Source organism: Aliarcobacter cryaerophilus ATCC 43158 (assembly GCF_003660105.1).
In the GTDB taxonomy this organism is placed as follows: Bacteria; Campylobacterota; Campylobacteria; order Campylobacterales; family Arcobacteraceae; genus Aliarcobacter; species Aliarcobacter cryaerophilus.
In genome coordinates, this window is sequence record NZ_CP032823.1 from 913,418 (window position 1) to 933,242 (window position 19,825).

General features: G+C 25.7%; 19 protein-coding genes. 14 read left to right on the forward strand and 5 right to left on the reverse strand.

All coding sequences use genetic code 11. From position 1 onward, the window contains the following. Nucleotides 1-27 precede the first annotated feature (27 nt). Nucleotides 28-2,355, forward strand: a complete 2,328-nt coding sequence (locus ACRYA_RS04575) for an HD domain-containing phosphohydrolase (RefSeq protein WP_105917389.1) — start codon at nt 28-30, stop codon at nt 2,353-2,355. Beyond that, nucleotides 2,348-4,510: a CHASE2 domain-containing protein gene (locus ACRYA_RS04580; RefSeq protein WP_105917390.1), complete on the forward strand. Its 2,163-nt coding sequence runs from the start codon at nt 2,348-2,350 to the stop codon at nt 4,508-4,510. Before ACRYA_RS04575 ends, ACRYA_RS04580 begins: the two co-directional genes overlap by 8 nt. Here ACRYA_RS04580 and ACRYA_RS04585 read toward each other — a convergent pair. Next, nucleotides 4,507-5,823 (reverse strand): tetratricopeptide repeat protein, encoded by a 1,317-nt coding sequence (locus ACRYA_RS04585; RefSeq protein WP_105917391.1) that lies wholly within the window; start codon nt 5,821-5,823, stop codon nt 4,507-4,509. The two genes, ACRYA_RS04580 and ACRYA_RS04585, sit on opposite strands and share 4 nt — an antisense overlap. 4 nt (nt 5,824-5,827) lie before the next feature. Next, nucleotides 5,828-6,985: a FecR family protein gene (locus tag ACRYA_RS04590; RefSeq protein ID WP_105917392.1), complete on the reverse strand. Its 1,158-nt coding sequence runs from the start codon at nt 6,983-6,985 to the stop codon at nt 5,828-5,830. A 205-nt stretch (nt 6,986-7,190) separates the two neighbouring features. Between ACRYA_RS04590 and ACRYA_RS04595 the strand changes: the two genes are divergently transcribed. The 3 genes from ACRYA_RS04595 (at nt 7,191) to ACRYA_RS04605 (ending at nt 11,059) form a co-directional block, all read left to right on the forward strand. After that, the gene (locus ACRYA_RS04595) at nt 7,191-8,357 is read left to right on the forward strand and encodes an acyltransferase family protein (protein ID WP_228199787.1); all 1,167 of its coding nucleotides are present in this window, start codon (nt 7,191-7,193) and stop codon (nt 8,355-8,357) included. Between the two features lie 134 nt (nt 8,358-8,491). Continuing rightward, entirely contained in the window at nt 8,492-9,400 is a 909-nt protein-coding gene (locus ACRYA_RS04600) for a class I SAM-dependent methyltransferase (protein WP_105917393.1), read from the forward strand. A gap of 33 nt (nt 9,401-9,433) precedes the next feature. Beyond that, nucleotides 9,434-11,059 (forward strand): cation:proton antiporter domain-containing protein, encoded by a 1,626-nt coding sequence (locus ACRYA_RS04605; RefSeq protein WP_105917394.1) that lies wholly within the window; start codon nt 9,434-9,436, stop codon nt 11,057-11,059. A gap of 33 nt (nt 11,060-11,092) precedes the next feature. Here the strand turns inward: ACRYA_RS04605 and ACRYA_RS04610 are convergent, their stop codons facing one another. After that, entirely contained in the window at nt 11,093-13,618 is a 2,526-nt protein-coding gene (locus tag ACRYA_RS04610) for a glycosyltransferase family 2 protein (protein WP_105917395.1), read from the reverse strand. An 85-nt stretch (nt 13,619-13,703) separates the two neighbouring features. Between ACRYA_RS04610 and ACRYA_RS04615 the strand changes: the two genes are divergently transcribed. Genes ACRYA_RS04615 through ACRYA_RS04635 form a run of 5 tightly spaced genes read left to right on the forward strand, consistent with a single transcriptional unit; the run spans nt 13,704 to nt 16,046 of the window. After that, nucleotides 13,704-14,105: a disulfide oxidoreductase gene (locus tag ACRYA_RS04615; protein WP_105917396.1), complete on the forward strand. Its 402-nt coding sequence runs from the start codon at nt 13,704-13,706 to the stop codon at nt 14,103-14,105. Between the two features lie 56 nt (nt 14,106-14,161). Further along, the gene (locus tag ACRYA_RS04620) at nt 14,162-14,815 is read left to right on the forward strand and encodes a DsbA family protein (RefSeq protein WP_105917397.1); all 654 of its coding nucleotides are present in this window, start codon (nt 14,162-14,164) and stop codon (nt 14,813-14,815) included. Continuing rightward, on the forward strand, nt 14,815-15,105 hold the full coding sequence (locus ACRYA_RS04625; RefSeq protein ID WP_105917398.1) for a hypothetical protein: 291 nt from the start codon (nt 14,815-14,817) through the stop codon (nt 15,103-15,105). The genes ACRYA_RS04620 and ACRYA_RS04625 overlap by 1 nt, the downstream gene beginning before the upstream one ends. Continuing rightward, entirely contained in the window at nt 15,102-15,671 is a 570-nt protein-coding gene (locus tag ACRYA_RS04630; RefSeq protein ID WP_105917399.1) for a TlpA family protein disulfide reductase, read from the forward strand. Before ACRYA_RS04625 ends, ACRYA_RS04630 begins: the two co-directional genes overlap by 4 nt. 15 nt (nt 15,672-15,686) lie before the next feature. Then, complete coding sequence (locus ACRYA_RS04635; protein ID WP_105917400.1) at nt 15,687-16,046, forward strand: thiol-disulfide oxidoreductase DCC family protein; 360 nt, start codon at nt 15,687-15,689, stop codon at nt 16,044-16,046. A gap of 11 nt (nt 16,047-16,057) precedes the next feature. On the opposite strand, the gene aat is transcribed toward ACRYA_RS04635, so the two are convergent. Then, a complete protein-coding gene (gene aat, locus ACRYA_RS04640) occupies nt 16,058-16,723 on the reverse strand; it encodes a leucyl/phenylalanyl-tRNA--protein transferase (RefSeq protein WP_105917401.1) in 666 nt (221 codons plus the stop codon). A gap of 52 nt (nt 16,724-16,775) precedes the next feature. Between aat and ACRYA_RS04645 the strand changes: the two genes are divergently transcribed. Then, nucleotides 16,776-17,456: a pseudouridine synthase gene (locus ACRYA_RS04645; protein ID WP_105917402.1), complete on the forward strand. Its 681-nt coding sequence runs from the start codon at nt 16,776-16,778 to the stop codon at nt 17,454-17,456. Between the two features lie 15 nt (nt 17,457-17,471). Here ACRYA_RS04645 and ACRYA_RS04650 read toward each other — a convergent pair whose 3' ends face one another. After that, nucleotides 17,472-18,101 carry an HAD family hydrolase gene (locus ACRYA_RS04650; RefSeq protein WP_105917403.1) on the reverse strand — a complete coding sequence of 210 codons (630 nt, stop codon included), beginning with the start codon at nt 18,099-18,101 and terminating at the stop codon, nt 17,472-17,474. Between the two features lie 297 nt (nt 18,102-18,398). On the opposite strand from ACRYA_RS04650, the gene ACRYA_RS04655 reads away from it, so the two are divergent. Genes ACRYA_RS04655 through ACRYA_RS10745 form a run of 3 tightly spaced genes read left to right on the forward strand, consistent with a single transcriptional unit; the run spans nt 18,399 to nt 19,811 of the window. Continuing rightward, nucleotides 18,399-18,896, forward strand: coding sequence for a hypothetical protein (locus tag ACRYA_RS04655; RefSeq protein ID WP_105917404.1), 498 nt, complete (start codon nt 18,399-18,401; stop codon nt 18,894-18,896). Then, complete coding sequence (locus tag ACRYA_RS04660) at nt 18,896-19,606, forward strand: sulfite exporter TauE/SafE family protein (RefSeq protein WP_105917405.1); 711 nt, start codon at nt 18,896-18,898, stop codon at nt 19,604-19,606. The genes ACRYA_RS04655 and ACRYA_RS04660 overlap by 1 nt, the downstream gene beginning before the upstream one ends. 34 nt (nt 19,607-19,640) lie before the next feature. Further along, nucleotides 19,641-19,811, forward strand: a complete 171-nt coding sequence (locus ACRYA_RS10745; protein ID WP_165786081.1) for a hypothetical protein — start codon at nt 19,641-19,643, stop codon at nt 19,809-19,811. Nucleotides 19,812-19,825 lie beyond the last annotated feature (14 nt).

A 19,825-nucleotide genomic window follows, 5' to 3' on the forward strand; every position in this document is an offset into this window, starting at 1 on the left:
ATTTATAATCTAAATTAGGGAAAGCTTATGAATTATCTAAAAATACTCGGAAGTAGTGGCAATAAATCAAAGAATTTTGGTACTACTTCTTTTCAAATCTCAAATGACACTACTATTGATGCTGGAAATATAATAAATTCTTTAGATGATGAAGCTTATAAAATAAATCATATTTTTGTAACACATTCACACTTGGATCATGTAAGTGATATTCCTTTTATGTTGGATAACTGTTTTACAAAAAGAGAAACACCACTTACTGTTTATGGCTCATTAGAGACTATACAATTTTTAAAAGAGCATATTTTTAATAATAAAATTTGGCCAGATTTCTCAAATATTAAGCTTTTGAATAAAGATGAAAATACTCTTTTATTTAAAGAATTAAAAGAAAATGAAGAGATAATTCATGGTAAATTTAAAATAAAAGCTATAAAAACAGAACATACTGATGGCTCTTTTGGATATATTATTTCTAAAAATAGTAGTAGTTATATAATAAGTGGAGATACTGATTTTAATGATAATTTAATCTTTCATATAAATAATACAAAAAATCTAAAAGCTCTTTTTATTGAGTGCTCTTTTCCTAATAGTTTAGAAAATATTGCAAAAGTAAGTAAACATTTAACTCCTAATAGTTTAAAAATGATTTTAAATAAAATAGAGAATAAAAATCTAGCTATATTTTTATATCACTTAAAATTTGTACAACAAGATATTTTAAGAAAAGAGGTAGAAAATTTAGGTATTTTAAAAAATGGTGGAAAAATCCTAGAAGATGGAGATATTATTCACATTGATGATTTAAAAGTTCACTCAAAGATACAAGATATTGAACTTTTTGATAGAGTTATGGATATAAATTTAAAGTTATCAAGTGAAAATGATAAAGAGCATTTATATGAAATGATTTTAACTCTAATAAGAGAACTTACAAAAAGTGATGCAGGAACACTATATTTAATAAGTGAGGATAAAAAACATTTAGAGTTTAAAGTAGTTCAAAATGAAACTCTTAATATATTTTTAGGAACAAAAGAGGAAAAAATATCTTGGAATCCTTTACCTCTTTATCTTGAAAATAGTGAAGAAAATAGAGCTATGGTAGCCGTTGTTTGTGCTTTAGATAAAAAAGTTATAAATATTTCAGATGTTTATAATAGTAATGATTATAATTTTGAAGGTACAAAAGCATTTGATAATAGTAAAAATTATCATTCTAAATCAATGTTAGTAGTTCCTTTGGTAAATCATGAAAATGATGTAATAGGAGTAATCCAACTTATAAATAAAGAGATAAAAGAGAAAAATAGTATTTATACTTCTTATGATGAGAAAATAATAAAAGCTCTATCTTTACAAGCTGCTATGGCTTTAACAAATACTATTTTAATAGATAGTTTAGAAAACTTTTTGGAAAGCTTTGTAAATTCTATTGCAAATGCAATTGATGCAAAATCAAGACATACTTCAACACATATTACAAAGATGGCAAAATTAGCTCCTATGATTGCAAATTCAATAAATGAAGATGAAACAATATATAAAAATATAAACTACTCTAAAAATGATTTAAAACAAATTGAACTAGCTGCAAAACTTCATGATGTTGGAAAAATATCAGTACCAGAGTGGGTAATAGATAAAAGTACAAAACTTCAAAAACTTATAGATGGTTTTGAGCTTATAAAATTAAGAGCTGAGATTATAAAAAGAGATTTAAAAATTGATTTTTTAGAAAATAAATTAACTAAAGAGAGCTATGAGTATAGTTTACAAAATATTGAAGATAGTTTGGAGTTTATAGGAAAAGCAAATATAGGTCAAGAGTTTATGAGTGATGTTGATATAAAAAGGGTTGAAGAGATATCTTTATATAAATATTATGAAAATAGTATAGAAAAAGACTTTTTAACTAGAGATGAAGTCTATAATATATCAATTCGAAAAGGAACTTTAACAAAAGAAGAGAAAGATATTATGAACTCTCATGCAACATTGTCTTATGAAATGTTAAGTGCATTGCCATTTCCTAAAAAGTATTCAAATATTATGCATATTGCTGTAAATCATCATGAAAAATTAAATGGAAAAGGTTATCCTAGAGGATTAAGTGCACATGAGATAGCTTTAGAAGATAGAATTCTAATTTTAGCTGATATTTTTGAAGCACTTAGTTCAAATGATAGACCATATAAAGGTGTTAAGACACTAAGTGAAATATTTAAAATATTAGATTTTATGGTAAAAGATGGTGAAATAGATAAAGATTTACTAGATTTTTTTAAAAAGAGTAGAGCATTTATACAATATTGTGAAACTGAACTTTTAACTGAGCAGTTAGATGTTTAAAAGCAAGATTAAAAAATTTTTAATCTATGGATTTTTTTCTTTTTTAATTTCAAGTTTTTTAATAGTTTTTTATATATTTTTCCCATCACTTCTTGATTCTTTTGATAATAGAATTAGAGATTCATATTTTATTTTTAAAGGTGAAACAAAGACTTCAAATAATGTTGTAATTATAGATATAGATGATATTTCTATAAAAGAGTTTGGACAGTGGCCTTGGAGTAGAAATATATTATCAAAAATTATAGAAAATTTAACAAATTCAAATATTGCTGTAGTTGGAATGGATATTGTTTTTGCAGAAGAAGATAGAACTTCACCATCTTTAATAGCAAAAAAATTAGGTATAAACAAAGAGTTAGAAAACTATGATTTTGAGTTTGCACAAGTCATTTCAAAATCGGCTGTAATTTTAGGATATAGCTTTAATATTGAAGATAATAACTCAAGTAAAAATTCACCTCAAATTCCTGCAATATTTATTGAAAAAAATAAAAATAGTGATGCAAACTATTTAATTGAGGCTTTTGGAACGACTTTAAATCTTCCAATATTGCAAGAAAATTCATATTCAAGTGGTTTTTTTAATATTATTCCAGATGAAAGTGGAGTTATAAGAAGTGTTCCATTGTTAATTTCTTATAATGATACTTTATATCCATCTTTGGCTTTGGAGATTATAAGAGCTTTAAATGATACCCAAAAAGTTTTTGTAAACTATGATGAAAATGGAGTTTCAAATATTCAATTAGGAGATTTTTATATTCCTACAGACAAATTTGGAAGAATATTTATAAACTATCGTGGAGCTTCTAAAAGTTTTCAATATATTAGTGCAAAAGATATTTATAACAACAATTTTAAAGCAGAAGATATAGAAGGGAAAATAGCCCTTTTAGGTACAAGTGCAACAGGACTTTATGATTTAAGGGCAACCCCTTATGAAAATGTATTTCCAGGGGTAGAAGTACATGCAAATGTAATTGATAATATTTTACAAGGTGATTTTCTTCAAAAAGCTTCTTATCTTGATGGTGTAAATATAGTATCAATTTTTGTACTTGCTTTTTTTGCATTCTTTTTAGTTTCAGTTACTCCTTTTCTTTTAAAGCCCTTTGTTTTTTTACTATTTTTTAGTTTATATGTAGTTTTTTCGTATCATGCTTTATTTTCTTATGGTTTAGTTTTAAATATAATTTTTCCACTTTCTTCTATAGTTTTAGCCTTTGTATTCTCTATCATAATTGATTTTTTCTATAATATAAAACAAGAAAAAGCTATTAAAAATAAGTTTGCTTCAAAAGTATCCAAAAGTGTTATGGATGATATTTTAAAAAATATAGATAATAATGAATTTAGTGCAAAAAACAAAGAGATAACAATCTTTTTTAGTGATATTAGAGGTTTTACTCAAATTTCAGAACAACTAAAAGCAAAAGAACTAATAGAGTATTTAAATGCTTATATGGAACCTATGAGTAGTATTATTATAAAAAATCAAGGAACAATTGATAAGTTTATTGGAGATGCTATTATGGCATATTGGAATGCTCCACTTGATGTTGAAAATCATGCAGATATGGCAGTTAAAGCATCATTAGAACAATTAGTAGCTTTAGATGAATTAAATAGAAAATTTGTAAAGGATAAATTACCAACGATTGATATAGGAATAGGGTTAAATACTGGTGAAGTAATAGTTGGTGAGATGGGAAGTAGTTTAAGAAGTGATTATACTGTTATTGGTGATGCTATAAATTTAGGTTCAAGAGTTGAGTCTTTATGTAAATATTATGGTTCAAAGCTAAATATAACAAACTTTACAAAAGATAAATTAAAAGAAAAATATATACTTAGATTTTTAGATTTTGTAAGAGTAAAAGGTAAAAACCAACCAGTTGAAATTTGGCAAGTAATAGGAACTGGTGAGGCTCAAGATGAATTAAAAGATGAGTTAGAAGATTATCATAAGGCAATTGAGTTTTATAAAGAGTCAAATTTTTCAGATGCTTTAGAACTTTTTATAAAACTAGAAAATCTCGAAAATAAAACGAATAAAAATATTTATAAAATTTATATAAAAAGATGTGAAGAGTTTATAAAAACACCACCAAAAGATTTTGATGGTGTTTATTTGCATACAACAAAAGCTTAGAAAGAGTAGTAAATATTTGTTCTTACAACATATTTATCATATTCATATATATTTTGATTTGAATCATTATTTATATATCTTAAAGTTGCACCTAAAGAGAGATTTTTGTTTAGAGATTGTAAAACACCTAAATCAAGAATAACTTTATCATCTCTTTTTTTGTTGTTATACAAAACCTCTTCTTTTACTTTATATTGATCTTTATATAGTTCAATTCCACTTGTAAGAATTGTTGATTGTGTAAGTGGATACATATTTTCATATCTTAAACTTGCAAAGTTATAGTCCACATTCCAAGCTTTACCTTTATCCTTATTATCTGTTCCAAAAGCAAAAGATAAAGTATTCATACCAAATTTTTCAGTTAATAAAACTAAACTATTTGAAAGTTCATAATACATTGAATCTCTAAACTCATAATCCGTTTGTTTAAAATCTTTTTTAATAAGTTTTACTTTTGTTTTATAAATAAGATCTTTATCTATTTGATAATCAAAAGAGGGAGTTATAATATAGTTAAATAAATATGTACTATTATCTAACCAAACATAGTTGTAATCGAAAGCTAAAGATGATTTTGATTTTGAAGTATAGTAAGAAAGTCCAGTTCCAAAAACTGCAAGGCTTAAATCATTGTTATGGTCTTTGTTAAACTTTTGCATATATCCTACGAATTTATTATCCATAGTTAAATTTTCTTTAATCTTAAATGTATGGTTTAAAGCTAAGATATATTCTGCAACATGATCACTTTTTTTATCTGGAATAGATAAAGGAATATTCCCCCAATTTACAAAATCATCATTTGAGTTGTTGTCTGTATTTGAATCATATCCATACCCAAAACCTAAAGTTGTTTTTAAAAAGTTTCTTTGAGACTTTTTATTTAAAGAATCTAAAGTTAATTCTATATTTTTTCTTACATTCATAGGTAAACTATTATCTTTTAATACATCTTGATATAAAACTTCAGCTTCTTCATATTTTTTTTGTTGAAAATATGTTTGTGCAAGTTCTAGTTTTACTCTACTATTATTTGGAGTTTGTTCTAAAAGCTCTTTATATAAAGTTTCAGCCTCTTCAAACTTACCTATCTCATAAGCACTTCTTGCTAGAATAAATGTTAGATTAGAGTCTAATTTCTCTTTTTTTAAATACTCTTTAAATGCTAAATAACTATCTTGAAAAGCTCTATTATTGTAACTATCAAGAGCTTTTGCAAAATGCTCATTCGAGTAGTTTTCATTTGCAAAAATTAGTGTAGGTAAAAATAGTGCTTGAAAAATTAATTTTTTATTTGATTTTAATTTCATATTTTTACGGTTCCTTATTTGCACTAAATGTGCCTTCTAAAGTATTTGAACGATTATCCATCGTAATATTTCCAGAAACACTGTCTATTGTAGCACCATTAAATACACCTGAAATATTAGACCAACTAAATCCATTATTTGATATTACGCCATCACTTAAGCTTTCACTTGAAATAAAATTATCTGAATTGAACTCATAACCTCCAGATACTCTACTATTTCCTCCTCCAAAAATAAAATTAAAAAATATTATATTTTCATGTATTGTTCCAACATCCATATTTGGAGTGATAGTTCCCCTAAAGTTTAATTGAGTGGTTGTTGTATTATCCATCAAATTTTGAACATAAGCTGGATCTGTTATATTTGATGAATTATTTGAATTTTGAATAGAGTTGTTTATAGAGTTACTAATTCTTGCATTATTATTTTCATCTTGAATTGGACCTACTCCCCAGTACCCCCAAGAATTTTGATTATCTTGATTTGGAGTCATCTGAGGGCTTTGACTATTTTGAAAAGCTAATGGACTACTAGGATTATCAAAGTTATTTGGACTTTGGTTATTACCTAAACTATTAGTGTTTAATCTTGAGTTAACATCTTGAAATTGTTGTGGTTCAATAGGCGTTGATTGACTTGGAATTTGATTACTGAAAGTATTTACAAAAAAACCTTGAGAAATTTCTCTAGTTACTCCAAAAGAATTTACAAAAATTGCACCTTGAGTACAAAATACTCTATTTTGATCACCATAAATTTCAGTTCCTCTTATTCCAATAGTTGCATTTTTTGTTTTTAGTTTAAATTTTTCTGGATTTACTTTTCCAATTTGTCCTGTAATTGCATGAAAAGCACCTTTAGATACACTTAATTCAGTTTTTGCAGAGTTTTTATTATTTGAATCAAAGAAATAATCCTCAATTTTTAAACTTGACTCTTTTCCTATTGTGATAACAGTATTGTCTATAAAAGTTATTTTTACTTTTGAGTTTGTTTTTGTCTCAATAAAGTCATTATTACTTATTTGGTCACTAATGTTTAATCTAAGTGTTTCTTCACCTCTTTTTACAAAAGCTTCACCTTCAATAAGTGTTATTGTTCCTATATTTGCAAAAAGTGTTGAAACAAATAATAAAAACATAAAAATAATTTTTTTCATAATCTCTCTCCTAATTAATGAAATGAATATTTTCGATAATTATTTATACTAAAATATTTTTTAGAAAATATAATAACAAAAAAATTATAAAAAAAGAATAATTTATTAACTTTTTATTAATTTAAGATTGGGTAAAATCCGCACAATTTTAAAAAAGGTACTAAATCTTTTGTTAATTTAAAATTTATTAGGGGGAATTTATAAAATGATGGGTCCTATTACACTTGCAAATGATGTTGTATCGTTTACTAGTCTTCAGTTATCTACTTTTGTTGTTATTGCTTTTGCAATATTGGTTTTGTTTACTACTTTGAAACAATCAACACATAGTGATGTTTTTCCAATATCTGTTACAAATGAGTTAAAAGGTCTTGGAATTTTAACAGTTGTTTTTGCACACTTTGCATATATGAAAGTTACAAATGCTGATTTTTTGTTTCCACTTTCTATAATTGCTGGTGTTGGAGTTGATTTATTCTTATTTATGTCAGGATTTGGTCTTACAGTTGGAATGCTTAAAAGACCTATGAAGGCAGTTGATTTTTATAAAAAAAGAGTTATAAAAATATTTATTCCATTCTGGATTGCTTTAATTATTATGTTTATTGCAGATGCAATGTTTATGGATAAAACTTATTCTATAGGATATATTATAAAATCTATGTTAGGATTTTTCCCAACAGCAGACGGTTTTGGTGATGTAAACTCTCCTTTTTGGTATATTACATGGATGATTATGTTTTATTTGATATATCCATTGGTATTTTTTAAAGATAAACCATGGTTAACTGCAATTATTTTAGCGGTTATTGCTACAATTATTGGAACTTTTAATATCTTTGATTTGGGAAGTAACTGGCTTCATAGACTTCATACTGTTGCTTTTTCTATGGGTATTATTTTAGCTTGGCTTTTACAAGTAAAAGAAGGTAAAAAAAATAGATTTATAGAATATATTAAAGATTTCAGAGACAATTCAAAAGATATGAAATATATTATTATTTTTATTATGTTTGCTATTGTATTTTATGTATCACAAAGAACAGGTGCTGGTTCATGGCCTGCTTTAACTTCTATTTTAGGACAAGGTTTTTTTGTAGAACAACTAATGTCAATTGTAATAATGCTAGCATTTACAGTTATTTTTATACTTAAAAAAGTTGATAGCAAATTTCTGACAATGTATGGAGTTTACTCTTATGAAGTTTACTTAATTCACTGGCCACTTATGGCAAAGTATGATATTTTCTTTGTATATCTTCCAGCTTGGGCTGCTGTTATTGCTTGGTTGGTTGCATTTATTTTAGTAAGTATGCTTCTTCAAAGATTAGTAACTCCTGTTAGTAATTTTGTAGATAAAATTACTAAATAAAAAATATATAAAAAAGTAAGCTGTATAGCTTACTTTTTACTTTTTGAAAATTACAAAACATATAGTTCTTAGTGTAATAAAAATAAAAAATACAATTTCAATAATATTTTTAAAATATTAAATATAGAGGTTAAATGATTATAAAAGATTTAAAAAATATTATAGAAAAAAATTTAGAGAATAGAACAAATGAAGTAAAAAGAGTTTTTCATGGTCGTGGGAATTTTTATTATAATTTTTCATATTTGACAGTTGATAGTTTAGATAATACGCTCTTTGCAACTTTTTTTGAAGAGACTTTTGATGAAAAAGAAATTATAAAAAATTTAGAGATTGTTTCAAAAAATAGTTCTTTTGAGAATTTCATTATTCAAAGAAAATATAAAGAGAGAGATTTTTATGAAGTTATTTATGGAGAGATTGTAGAAGATTTTTTTGTAGTTGAAAATGGATTAAAATATAAAATAGATTTTAAAAATCGAAATATTGGCTTGTTTTTTGATATGAAAAAAGGTAGAGAGTATATAAAGTCTATTTGTAAAGATAAAAATGTTTTAAATCTTTTCTCATATACTTGTGCTTTTAGTGTAGTTTGTATTAGTGGTAAAGCTTCAAGTGTAGTAAATATTGATATGTCAAAAGCTAGTTTGTCTATTGGGCGAACAAATCATTATTTAAACAATTTAGATGTAAAAAATGTAAAATTTTTACCACATAATATTTTAAAATCATTTGGTAAAATCAAAAAAATGTCACCTTATGATATTGTTATAATAGATCCTCCATCTTTTCAAAAAGGCTCATTTGTTGCAACTAGTGATTATATTAAGATTATTAAAAAACTTGATTTGGTATTACCAATAGGTGGGTTAGTTTTAGCTTGTTTAAATGATCCATTTTTGAGTAGTAATTTTTTAATAGATATATTTAAGAAAGAAGCACCAAATTTCGAGTTTTTAGAAAAATTAGAAAATGTAGATGAATTTTTAGTAGAAAGTGAAGAAAAAGCTCTTAAAAATCTAATTTTTTTAAAAAAAAACTGATATAATCCAACATTTTTAAAGAAAGAAATCACAATGGAACACTTCTTATTTACTCTATTTATGGCAATTTTTCTAGCAACTGTCTTAAATATAATTTTAAAAAAACTAGGTATTTCACAAATTATAGGTTATATATTAACTGGAATTATAATATCTTATGGATTTCATTTTAAAGGTGCTAATATAGCATCATTAGATGCAATAGCAGAATTTGGAATAGTTTTTCTAATGTTTACAATAGGGCTTGAAATAAGCTTTGATAAGATTAGAAAGATGAAAGAGATTCTTTTATTAAATGGTTTTTTACAAGTACATATTAGTGCATTACTTATTTTTGCCGTTACTCACTTTATTTTTGATTTATCAATAGAGGTTTCAATAATAATTGCTTTTGCATTTTCTCTATCTTCAACTGCAATTGTTTTGCCATACTTAAAGTCTTCAAAAGATATTTATACTCCTTATGGTGAAAGAACAACTGCTATTTTAATCTATCAAGATTTAGCAGTCATTCCAATTTTACTTTTGATTTCATTTCTAACAAATGATAATTTATCTATTGTAGAGGTTATTTGGAATACTTTTATTTCAGCTGCTGTTATTACAATATTTATGTTCTTTTTTGGAAAAAGAATAATAGATTGGTTACTTCAATTTTCATCAAATACAAGGCTTGAGGAGCTATTTATTGGAGCTGTTTTCTCAATTGTTATTGGTGCATCTTTATTGGCTGAATATTTAGGATTTACATACTCTTTGGGTGCTTTTTTAGCTGGAATGATTATTGCTGATACAAAATTTAGAATAAAAGTTGAATCAGATATTTCAAATTTCAAAGATTTACTTTTAGGAACATTCTTTTTTACAGTTGGAACAAAAATAGATATTTTATACTTTCTCAATAATATTCATATAGTAATAGGTCTATTTTTATTAGTAATGATAATAAAAGCTTTGGTTGTATTTTTAATTATTAGAAGAAAATCAGATAAAAATACATCTGTAAAATCAGCAATTGCACTTTGTCAAGTTGGTGAATTCTCTTTTGCTATTTTAACTCTTGCTTCAAGTCAAAATGTAGTTCCAATTGAAACTGCAAATTTTTTGGTTTTAATTTCAGTAATGTCAATGATTTTGACACCATTTTTATTAAATAATATCTATAAAATATCAAATTTAATTTCAGCTGATATTTATCAATCAGATAATTTAGAGCCTATTGAAGAGACTAATCATATTATTATTTGCGGTTTTTCTATTTTAGGAAGAGTTGTTGCTAGAGATTTATCAGATAGAAATATGCCTTTTGTTATTGTTTCAAATGACCTTAGACAAATTCAAGTTGCTACAAAAATGGGGTATAAAGCATATTTTGGACACTTAGATAAAAAATCAGTTTTAGAAGCTTTAAAAGTAGAAGAGAGTTCAAGTGTTATAATAACTATAAATGAAACACATGAAAAAATACTTATTTGTGATGCAATATTAAAATATTGTCCAGATGCAAATATTATTTTAAAATATGAATCATTAGAAGAAAGACATATTTTAAATGATTTAAAAATTAAAAAATTTGTTCATGCACATGCTGAAATTGGAAGATTATTAGTAGAAGAGGCAACTCATTGTTGTGATTTAAGACTTCATAAATATGATTAAAAAAAGATTTATTTTATAAAAACCAAAAAGCTATTAAGCTTTTTGGTTTTTTAAAGAGTAAAGTTCCAATATTCTCATAATAATTGCAGAGATGTAAGGAATAGTTTGAATAAATATTGTTGCTGCAAATACATAAATCTCTGTAATTCCAGATTTATTTGTGTATATTAAAGATACAAATGCAGTTAAAAGTAAAATACATAAAATAGTTTCATATTTTATTGGATTTGCACTTTTTTTAGCTTTTCCACCTTTTTCTGTTCTTTTAAATGGTAATCCATCTTTGATAAATCCATCAAATACAGCTTTAAATATTATTAATTGTAAACTCATTGAAGCTATAGAACTAAGAAGAATATCTTTAAAGCTAGCTTTTACTTTTGTTCTATAAAGTATAAATGTATGCAAAATATTTACTATAAATGCCGTAATAATAGGAATAGTAAGAGGAATTGTAGGAATTGTAACACCAACAAAGATTATTACAGGAACCCAAATAATATTCATAACAGCCATAATTGGACCCATAGCATCACTTAACCAGAAAAACCAACCTGTAACAAATTTATTTTTTTGAGCAGGACTTAATCTTTTTGAACCAGGTTTAAACTCTCTCCAATGTTTTTTAAGAATCTGAATAGCTCCATAAGCCCATCTATGTCTTTGAGTTTTAAATGCTTCAACAGTATCTGGTAAAAGCCCAAATCCATATCTTCTATTTGTATAGTGCGCAATATATCCAGCTTCAAATAGTCTAAGCCCTAATTCACTATCTTCAACAATAGTGTCAGTTCCCCAACCACCAACTTCCATCATAGCACTAAGTCTTACCATAACCATTGTTCCATGAACAACGATAGCATTTTCTTCATTTCTATCAACCATACCAATATCAAAGAAACCAGCATATTCTGCATTCATAGCTTTTTTGATAATACTCTCATCACCATCTCTATGATCTTGTGGAGCTTGAACAATTGCAACTTTTGGGTCATCAAATAGTGGAACTAAATCTACAAGCCAAGGAGATTCAACTTTATAATCAGCATCTATAACTGCAATAATTTGTGCATCTTTTGAAGTGTATTCAAGTGCTGTATTTAAAGCTCCAGCTTTAAATCCAGTACATTTAATATCAAGATATTTAAACTTATCTCCCAATTTTTCACAAAGCTCTTTTATTGGAGTTTTATAAAAATCTTCAGGAGTATTATTTATAATAACCAAAACTTCATAGTTTGGATATGTAAGTTTTGATAAACTCTCTAAAGTTTCAGCCAAAACATGAGGTTGTTCTTTGTATGCAGGAACATGAATAGATACAAGTGGTGCATTTTGTGATTTTAAATCAAGAGGAACTAGTCTTGATGGCTGAACTCCAATAGAGCTTCTAAATAGTTCATTTGCTTTTGCTAAAGTTATGATTACAAGAGGAATCATAAGAAAACTTCCCATTCCCCACATAATCCACATTCCAAAATTCATATAGTTTACAAATGGGTATATTGCAGCCATTACAATACCAAATGCCATACCTTGGGCAGCAATTGCATAAGCAAAAGCATGGCTAATATTTACTCTTTGATTTTTTAACCCAAAAAGTGTCAATAATGCTCCAATAATAATCGCAGCAATCATTTGATAAAACCAATATTGATTTAATTCAACTTCACCAGCTAATTGAAATTTTAAAGCTCTAGAAGTTGTAAAAATTCCCCAATATTGTCCAACATTTCCTTCATCATAACCTTTCCAAGGTTGATCTAAAGCTTCAATTATATTGTAATGCCAACCTTTTTCATGAGCTAGATTTACAAAACCTCTTATAGCTTGTGCTTGATTTTTGATACTAGGAATTGCACTATTATTGTTGTATCCATGGCTAGGCCATCCTGTCTCACCAATCACTATTTTTCTATTTGGAAAAAGATCTTCAACTAGTGTATATTTTTCAATAATAAATTCATTGTATCTTTCTATTGGAACTTTTTCCCAATATGGTAAAATATGAATAGTTAAGAAATCAACATGACTAGCTAATTCTGGATGTTTTTCCCATATATCCCAAGTTTCTGCAGATGTTACAGGCTTTTTTGTGTGAGTTTTCATAAAATCAATGTAAGCATATAGCTCCAAAGGCTCAAGTTCTTTTCTTAAAAGTACCTCATTTCCTACTATTACAGATTGAATTCTATTTGGATACTCTTTTAAAATTTCTAATGCTCTTTGGATTTCAAGATTATTTTCTTCTAAATCACCACCTATCCAAAGTCCTAAATCAATAGGAAGATTTGAATCTTTACTAGAGTTAAGTATTTTATAAGCTTCCAAAGTTCCATAAGTTCTAAGTTTGTTCGTAAAATTTTCAAATAAATTTACATCATAAGCAATTTGTTCGCTTGAAAGTAAATTTTTATCATATCCTTCAAATGGTGAATATGACAATGATTCGATTTTTTCAAACGAGTTTTCATTTAGTGTTACTAAGTTATCTCTTGATAACCAAAAAAAGACTTGGAAAAGTCCAGCCATAATAAGCCCTAAGATAATATATCTCAAATAAAATCCTTCTACAAAAAATATGCGAATATTAACATTATTTTGATAGAATAAAACTTATTTGAATTTAAAAAGGATTTTTGTTTTGAATTACATATTTTTTGCTTTTATTATTTCTTTATTTGCTACATTAGGAAGTCTTTTTTTCTCTGAAATTATGCATTTTGTTCCTTGTAGTTTGTGTTGGTATCAAAGAATTTTTATGTATCCATTAGTTTTTATATTTTTAATTAATTTATTATATCCAGATGATAAAGTTTTTAAATATAGTTTTCCACTTGTGATTGTTGGTTTGTTTATCTCAATTTATCACAATTTATTGATTTTAAAAATAATTCCTGAAACTCTCTCTCCTTGTGTTAATGGTGTACCTTGCAGTGTTGATTATTTGAACTATTTTGGATTTATTACGATTCCTTTACTTTCATTTGTCGCTTTTTTGACTATTTTTATCCTATTAATAGCTCATAAAAAAAGAGTTTCTTAATCTTTTGTTATCTTTTCTAAGTTAGAGTTTTATAAAATTTTTTGAAGGAAAATTATATGCAAAATAAGGTATTGGTTTTAGGTTCTTTAGTTTTGGTTTTAGCACTTTTTATTGGATTTTCATTTTTTTATAAAAGTGAGCAAAAAGTTGAGCAAGTAGCTACAAATCCAAATATAAATGAACTACTTTTAAGAGATTATTCTTATAAAATGGGTGATAATCAAAAAAATATTAGTGTAGTTGAGTTTTTAGATCCTGAATGTGAATCATGTGCTATATATTCTGAAGTTGTAAAAAAGTTATATAAAGAGTATTACAAAGATATTCAAATTGTTGTAAAATATTTGGATAATCATAAAAATTCTAGACTTACAATTCAAATGTTAGAAGCAGCAAGAATTCAAGGTAAATATGAAGATGTTTTAAATATGATATTTGAAAAACATTCTTTATGGGCTTCTCACTATGCTTCTGTTGATAAACCAGAGCTTTTATGGCAATTTTTAAAAGAGATTCCAGATTTGGATATCGAAAAGTTAAAAATTGATATGAATAATCAAAAAATCGATGAAATTATTGCGCAAGATAGGGCTGATGCAACAGCTTTAGGAGTAAGAGGAACGCCAACACTTTTTGTAAATGGAGTTTTATTAAATTCTTTATCGCAAAAAGCTCTATTTGATTTAGTAGAAAAAGAGATTTATAAATAATGGAGTATTTAGGAACAACTGTTTTAACTATTATTTTAGTTGTTTTATTTATATATTTTACAAATAAAAATATATTAAAAAAAACACAAAGTAAATTAGACATAATAAATCGATATAAAATTACTCTTTTAAAAATTTTAAATGATTCAAAAAATAATAAAGAGTTACAAAGAAGTAATAAAATAGAGTTTCTAAAAAGAGTAAATGATGAGCTATCGAGAAATATATTTTTTGAAAAGCATGAAATAAAAGTTATTTTAGAAGAGTTATCAAAAATGGAGAATGAATGAAAAAAGTATTAATTATAGTTTTAAGTAGTTTTGTTTTTTTATTTACAGCTTGTGATAGTAGTTCAAGTATTGATGCAAAATCACTATCAAAAACAAAAATAGAGGCTGAAACAAAAGAATTTGAACCAACTCCTTTTGTTTTATTAACAACAGATGAAAAATTTATTGGATTTAAAACAACAAAAGAGGGACTTGATTTTGATGAGTTTAAAGGTAAAAAAGCAGTTATTGTAGATATTTTTGCAACTTGGTGTCCTCCTTGTATTGAAACAATTCCAAAATTAAGAGAGTTAAAAGGTAGATATGCTGATAGTTTAGAGATTGTTTCAGTACTTTTTCAAGATGAAAAAACAGTTGAACAGATGAAAGAATTTATTAAAGAGTATCAAATTAACTATCCAATTACAATGGGTGAAGAGAACCAAAAATTAGCAGATGAGCTAGGTGTTACAAAAGTTCCAGAGATGTTTTTATTTTCAAAAAGTGGAAAATTTATACATAAATTTGTAGGAAATGTACCAAAAGAAGAGTTGGAAAAATATCTTAAAATAGCTATGGATAATTAATCAAAATTAAATTTTATGATTAAGGAAAAAATAACTATATATTATGATAAAGAGTGTCCATTTTGTAATAGTTATGTTGGATATTTGAAGTTAAAAGATAGCTATGAATTAATTTTAAAGAATGTAAGAGAAGATAAAAATATAGATACAAAATTTGATATTAACAATGGATTTATAGTAAATTTTAAAGATAATTTTTTCCAAGGCTCAAAAGCCTTGAAGTTTTTAAATAGTGTTGTAAATAAAGATACATTTTTGGGAAAACTACATTTTTTCTTTAAATATGATAATGTTTTTTCAAATTTTTTATATAAAATTTTGTTTATTTTAAGAAGAGTAGTACTTTTTTTGATGAAAAAGAAATCTAAAATCTAAAATTACTATTTTTAAGATTTTAAGATTTTAAAATACTCTTCTCTACTTATCTCATAAGCTCCTAAACTCTCCAAATGTTTATTGTAAACCTGACAATCAATAATTTTAATATTATTATCCTTTGCCCAATTACAAAGATAAAAAAAAGCTACTTTTGAAGCATCATTTACAAGAGAAAACATACTTTCACCACAAAATATATTATTTATTATAAGTCCATAAAGCCCACCTACAAGCTCTCCTTCTAGATAAACTTCAATACTATTTGCAAATTCTAAATTGTGCATTAGGTTATATGCTTGTATAAAATTATCATCTATCCATGTATCATTTTCGTGCTTTCTTTTTACTTTTTGACAATTTCTTATAACATTTTCAAAATTTGTGTTTGATTTTATTTCAAAACCTCTATTTTTGATTGATTTTTTTAGGCTTTTTGATACTTTTAAATCATTTGGATACAAAATCATTCTTTTTTGTGGGCTATACCAATTTATATAATTGTAATCATCAATAAACCAAGGAAATAAACCATTTTCATAGGCATTAAGCAATCTTTGTGGATGAAAATCACCACCAATTGCAACTAAATCACCACCCATTTGTTCTAATTTTGGAAAATTGAAATTTTCATCATCTAAAAGCCAGATTTTTTCTTTTTTATCAAGTAATTTCATTTTGGCATTTTATTTAAAATTATGTTAATATCCAATTTTTAAGAGGTTTAATATGAAAAGAGTAGATGCTTATTTATCAAGTTTGGGATATTGTACTAGAAGTGAAGCTAGAAAATTTTTAAAAATGAATAGTGTTTTTATAAATGAAAATAGGGTATTTAATCCAAGTTTAAAAGCAAAACATAATGAAATTAGTGTAAATGATGAAAAGCTTGATAGTGAAAAAATAACAATATTGATGAATAAACCTTCTAATGTTATTTGTTCTCACAATGACTCTGGAAAGCTTATTTATTCACTTTTACCACAAAGATATCAAAATAGAAATCCAAAAATTTCAACTATTGGAAGGCTAGATATTGATACAACAGGAGCTATTTTATTAACAGATGATGGAGAGTTAAATCACAAGCTCACAAGTCCAAAAAAAGATGTAAAAAAGATATATGAAGTAACTTTACAAAATTCACTAAAAGGTGATGAGAAAGAGATTTTTGAAAGTGGAATAGTAGTTTTAAATGGTGAAGACAAGCCATTAAAACCAGCAAAATTAAAAGTTATAAATGATAATTTAGTTCATTTAGAGATTGTTGAAGGGAAATATCATCAAGTTAAAAGAATGTTTGCATATACAAAAAACAGAGTAATAAAGCTTCATAGATTGGAATTTGCTGGTTTTAGAGTTGATGATTTGAAAGAGGGCGAGTTTAGAGTGATTGAATATAAATCATAACTCTAACTCTAAATTTTAAGCTTTTAAAAACTCATTTTCAATTTTTTTTCTTAATTCACAAACAGTTTTTAGTGCATCTTCTTTGTGGTCTGAAAACCCCCAATTTACTAAGATACCTTCAATTCCAGCACCTATAGCTGCCGCAATATCTTTATTTGAGTCACCAATAAGTTTTGTTTTCTCTTTTTTTGTACTATATTTATTAAGTAAAACATTTACCATATCTGGATTTGGTTTTGGTTTAGCAACATCGTTGTATCCTAAAATTGTAGAAAAATATCTCTCTATTTCAAGGTGAGATAACATTTTTTTAGCAGCATTTGAATTTGCATTTGTTGCTATACAAAATTTGAAATCATTTTTAAAATCATCAAGAATATTTTTAATTCCATCATAAATTACTAAATCATTCAAACAATTTTTATTGTAATACTCTTCAAAAAGATTTGTTACCAAAGGCGTAAACTCTTTTTGATTATAAAAAAATTCTGCACTATTTATGTTTATATCATTTACATGTTCTAATATAAAATTATGTTCAAATTTTTCAAGACCTAAATTTTCTCTTACATAATTTACTGTATTTGCTATTGCATGTCCACTATTTATTAGCGTTCCATCCATATCAAAAATAATCATTCTCATAAAAACCCCTTAAAATGGCTTCAACATTATATAGTTTTTAAATTAGTAAAAAGTTAAAAACATTTTTTACTAAATAAGATAAATTTTATCTTATTTTAATATTTCTTCTATTATAATTCTTTTATAGGATATTTGTATTGAATCCTCCTACAATTAAATACAATTTTTTTATAGTATCCTATACTTTTTTTGAAATGAATTTATATTATATAAGCTTTGCAGTTTTTCCCTCTGCAAAGCTTTTTTTTATGCCAAAAAAGATACAATTTACCTTAATTTATTATATTTTGGAGACATATGAAGAAAATTTTACCAATATTAACAGTTGTTTTAATAATTGCAATAATTGTAATAATATTTATATCTATGGCGAAAGAGCAAAAAATGGTAGTAATAAAAGATGGTAATATTTCTCAAACTCCACTTGAAATAGTTTTAGGAAAATATCAAGATAGTGATTGTGGAATGATTATTCAAGATTTAACTTTTGCTTCTCAAGTAATTTCAAAAGATGGAAAAACTTGGTTTTTTCATGACCATGGTGGAATGGCAAATTGGTTAAATAGTAAAGATTTTAAAAATAGTGTTAAAATTTTTGTTAAGAGTAAAGACACAAATAGGTACATAGATGGAAAAGCTGCTTTTTACAGTACAAATGAAATAACTCCAATGAGATATGGTTTTGGAGCTTATGAAAATAATCAAGATGGTTTTATAGATTTTGAAGAGATGAGTTTGAGAGTTTTAAGAAAACAGACTTTGGCAAATCCGCAACATAAAGAACATAAACATTAATGGAGACTTTTAGCCTTATTTCAATTATATCAATAGCTCTTTTAGGTTCTTTTGGACACTGCATTGGAATGTGTGGAGGAATAGTTGTAGCATATTCTAGTACAAAAATAAAAAGTGAATATTCAAAAACTATTCAAAGTTTTGCTCATCTTTTATACTCTTTTGGAAGAGTTACTACTTATACAATTTTGGGGGCTATTTTTGGTTTTATTGGTGGTGTTGTAACTTTTTCAAATACTACAAGTGGAATTTTTTTATTAATAACTGGTTTTTTAATGACTATTGTAGGATTTTCACTTCTAGGAAAAATAAAATTTTTAACTATTTTGGAGCATAGTTGTTCAAAATCACCACTTTATCAAAAAACATTCAAAAATCTTTTAACATCTAACTCTTTGTTTAGTTTCTATCTTCTAGGAATGTTAAATGGGCTTTTACCTTGTGGTTTTGTATATGCTTTTGCAATTACAGCTGCAAGTACAGGAAGTGCTTTTTGGGGTGCAGTTGTTATGTTTATTTTTGGTCTTAGTACTATTCCAGCACTATTTTTCTTAGGATTTTTTGTTGGATTTTTTAAACAATCAAATTTAAGAGATATTTTTATAAAAATAGCCTCTATTTTAGTAATTATTTTTGGAATATATATAGCGTACAAAGGTTATGAATATATTATTGATCCTACAAAATCAATACTAAATTGTCATATCTAAAATTTAGAAAAAAAATTTAAAAAGGAGGAAAAAAATGAAAAGATATTTTAGCTTTTTTGGTATTTTAATGGCAACATCAAATGCAAAACTTAATATGTTTTATGCAAAATTTGATAACTATTTAGAAAAACTACCAGACATAAAAAATAGTTTAATAAAAACTGAACTAAAACCAATCAAACAATATTCAACAAATAATTTATAAATAAATATAGGAAA

What these genes read in the sequence shown, in the direction of transcription:
- ACRYA_RS04660 (WP_105917405.1), top strand. Translation starts at nt 18,896, where the DNA reads ATGGAGACTTTTAGCCTTATTTCAATTATATCAATAGCTCTTTTAGGT.
- ACRYA_RS04600 (WP_105917393.1), top strand. Translation starts at nt 8,492, where the DNA reads ATGATTATAAAAGATTTAAAAAATATTATAGAAAAAAATTTAGAGAAT.
- ACRYA_RS04605 (WP_105917394.1), top strand. Translation starts at nt 9,434, where the DNA reads ATGGAACACTTCTTATTTACTCTATTTATGGCAATTTTTCTAGCAACT.
- ACRYA_RS04575 (WP_105917389.1), top strand. Translation starts at nt 28, where the DNA reads ATGAATTATCTAAAAATACTCGGAAGTAGTGGCAATAAATCAAAGAAT.
- ACRYA_RS04645 (WP_105917402.1), top strand. Translation starts at nt 16,776, where the DNA reads ATGAAAAGAGTAGATGCTTATTTATCAAGTTTGGGATATTGTACTAGA.
- ACRYA_RS04585 (WP_105917391.1), bottom strand. Translation starts at nt 5,823, where the DNA reads ATGAAATTAAAATCAAATAAAAAATTAATTTTTCAAGCACTATTTTTA.
- ACRYA_RS04625 (WP_105917398.1), top strand. Translation starts at nt 14,815, where the DNA reads ATGGAGTATTTAGGAACAACTGTTTTAACTATTATTTTAGTTGTTTTA.
- ACRYA_RS10745 (WP_165786081.1), top strand. Translation starts at nt 19,641, where the DNA reads ATGAAAAGATATTTTAGCTTTTTTGGTATTTTAATGGCAACATCAAAT.
- ACRYA_RS04580 (WP_105917390.1), top strand. Translation starts at nt 2,348, where the DNA reads ATGTTTAAAAGCAAGATTAAAAAATTTTTAATCTATGGATTTTTTTCT.
- aat (WP_105917401.1), bottom strand. Translation starts at nt 16,723, where the DNA reads ATGAAATTACTTGATAAAAAAGAAAAAATCTGGCTTTTAGATGATGAA.
- ACRYA_RS04650 (WP_105917403.1), bottom strand. Translation starts at nt 18,101, where the DNA reads ATGAGAATGATTATTTTTGATATGGATGGAACGCTAATAAATAGTGGA.
- ACRYA_RS04590 (WP_105917392.1), bottom strand. Translation starts at nt 6,985, where the DNA reads ATGAAAAAAATTATTTTTATGTTTTTATTATTTGTTTCAACACTTTTT.
- ACRYA_RS04630 (WP_105917399.1), top strand. Translation starts at nt 15,102, where the DNA reads ATGAAAAAAGTATTAATTATAGTTTTAAGTAGTTTTGTTTTTTTATTT.
- ACRYA_RS04595 (WP_228199787.1), top strand. Translation starts at nt 7,191, where the DNA reads ATGATGGGTCCTATTACACTTGCAAATGATGTTGTATCGTTTACTAGT.
- ACRYA_RS04655 (WP_105917404.1), top strand. Translation starts at nt 18,399, where the DNA reads ATGAAGAAAATTTTACCAATATTAACAGTTGTTTTAATAATTGCAATA.
- ACRYA_RS04635 (WP_105917400.1), top strand. Translation starts at nt 15,687, where the DNA reads ATGATTAAGGAAAAAATAACTATATATTATGATAAAGAGTGTCCATTT.
- ACRYA_RS04620 (WP_105917397.1), top strand. Translation starts at nt 14,162, where the DNA reads ATGCAAAATAAGGTATTGGTTTTAGGTTCTTTAGTTTTGGTTTTAGCA.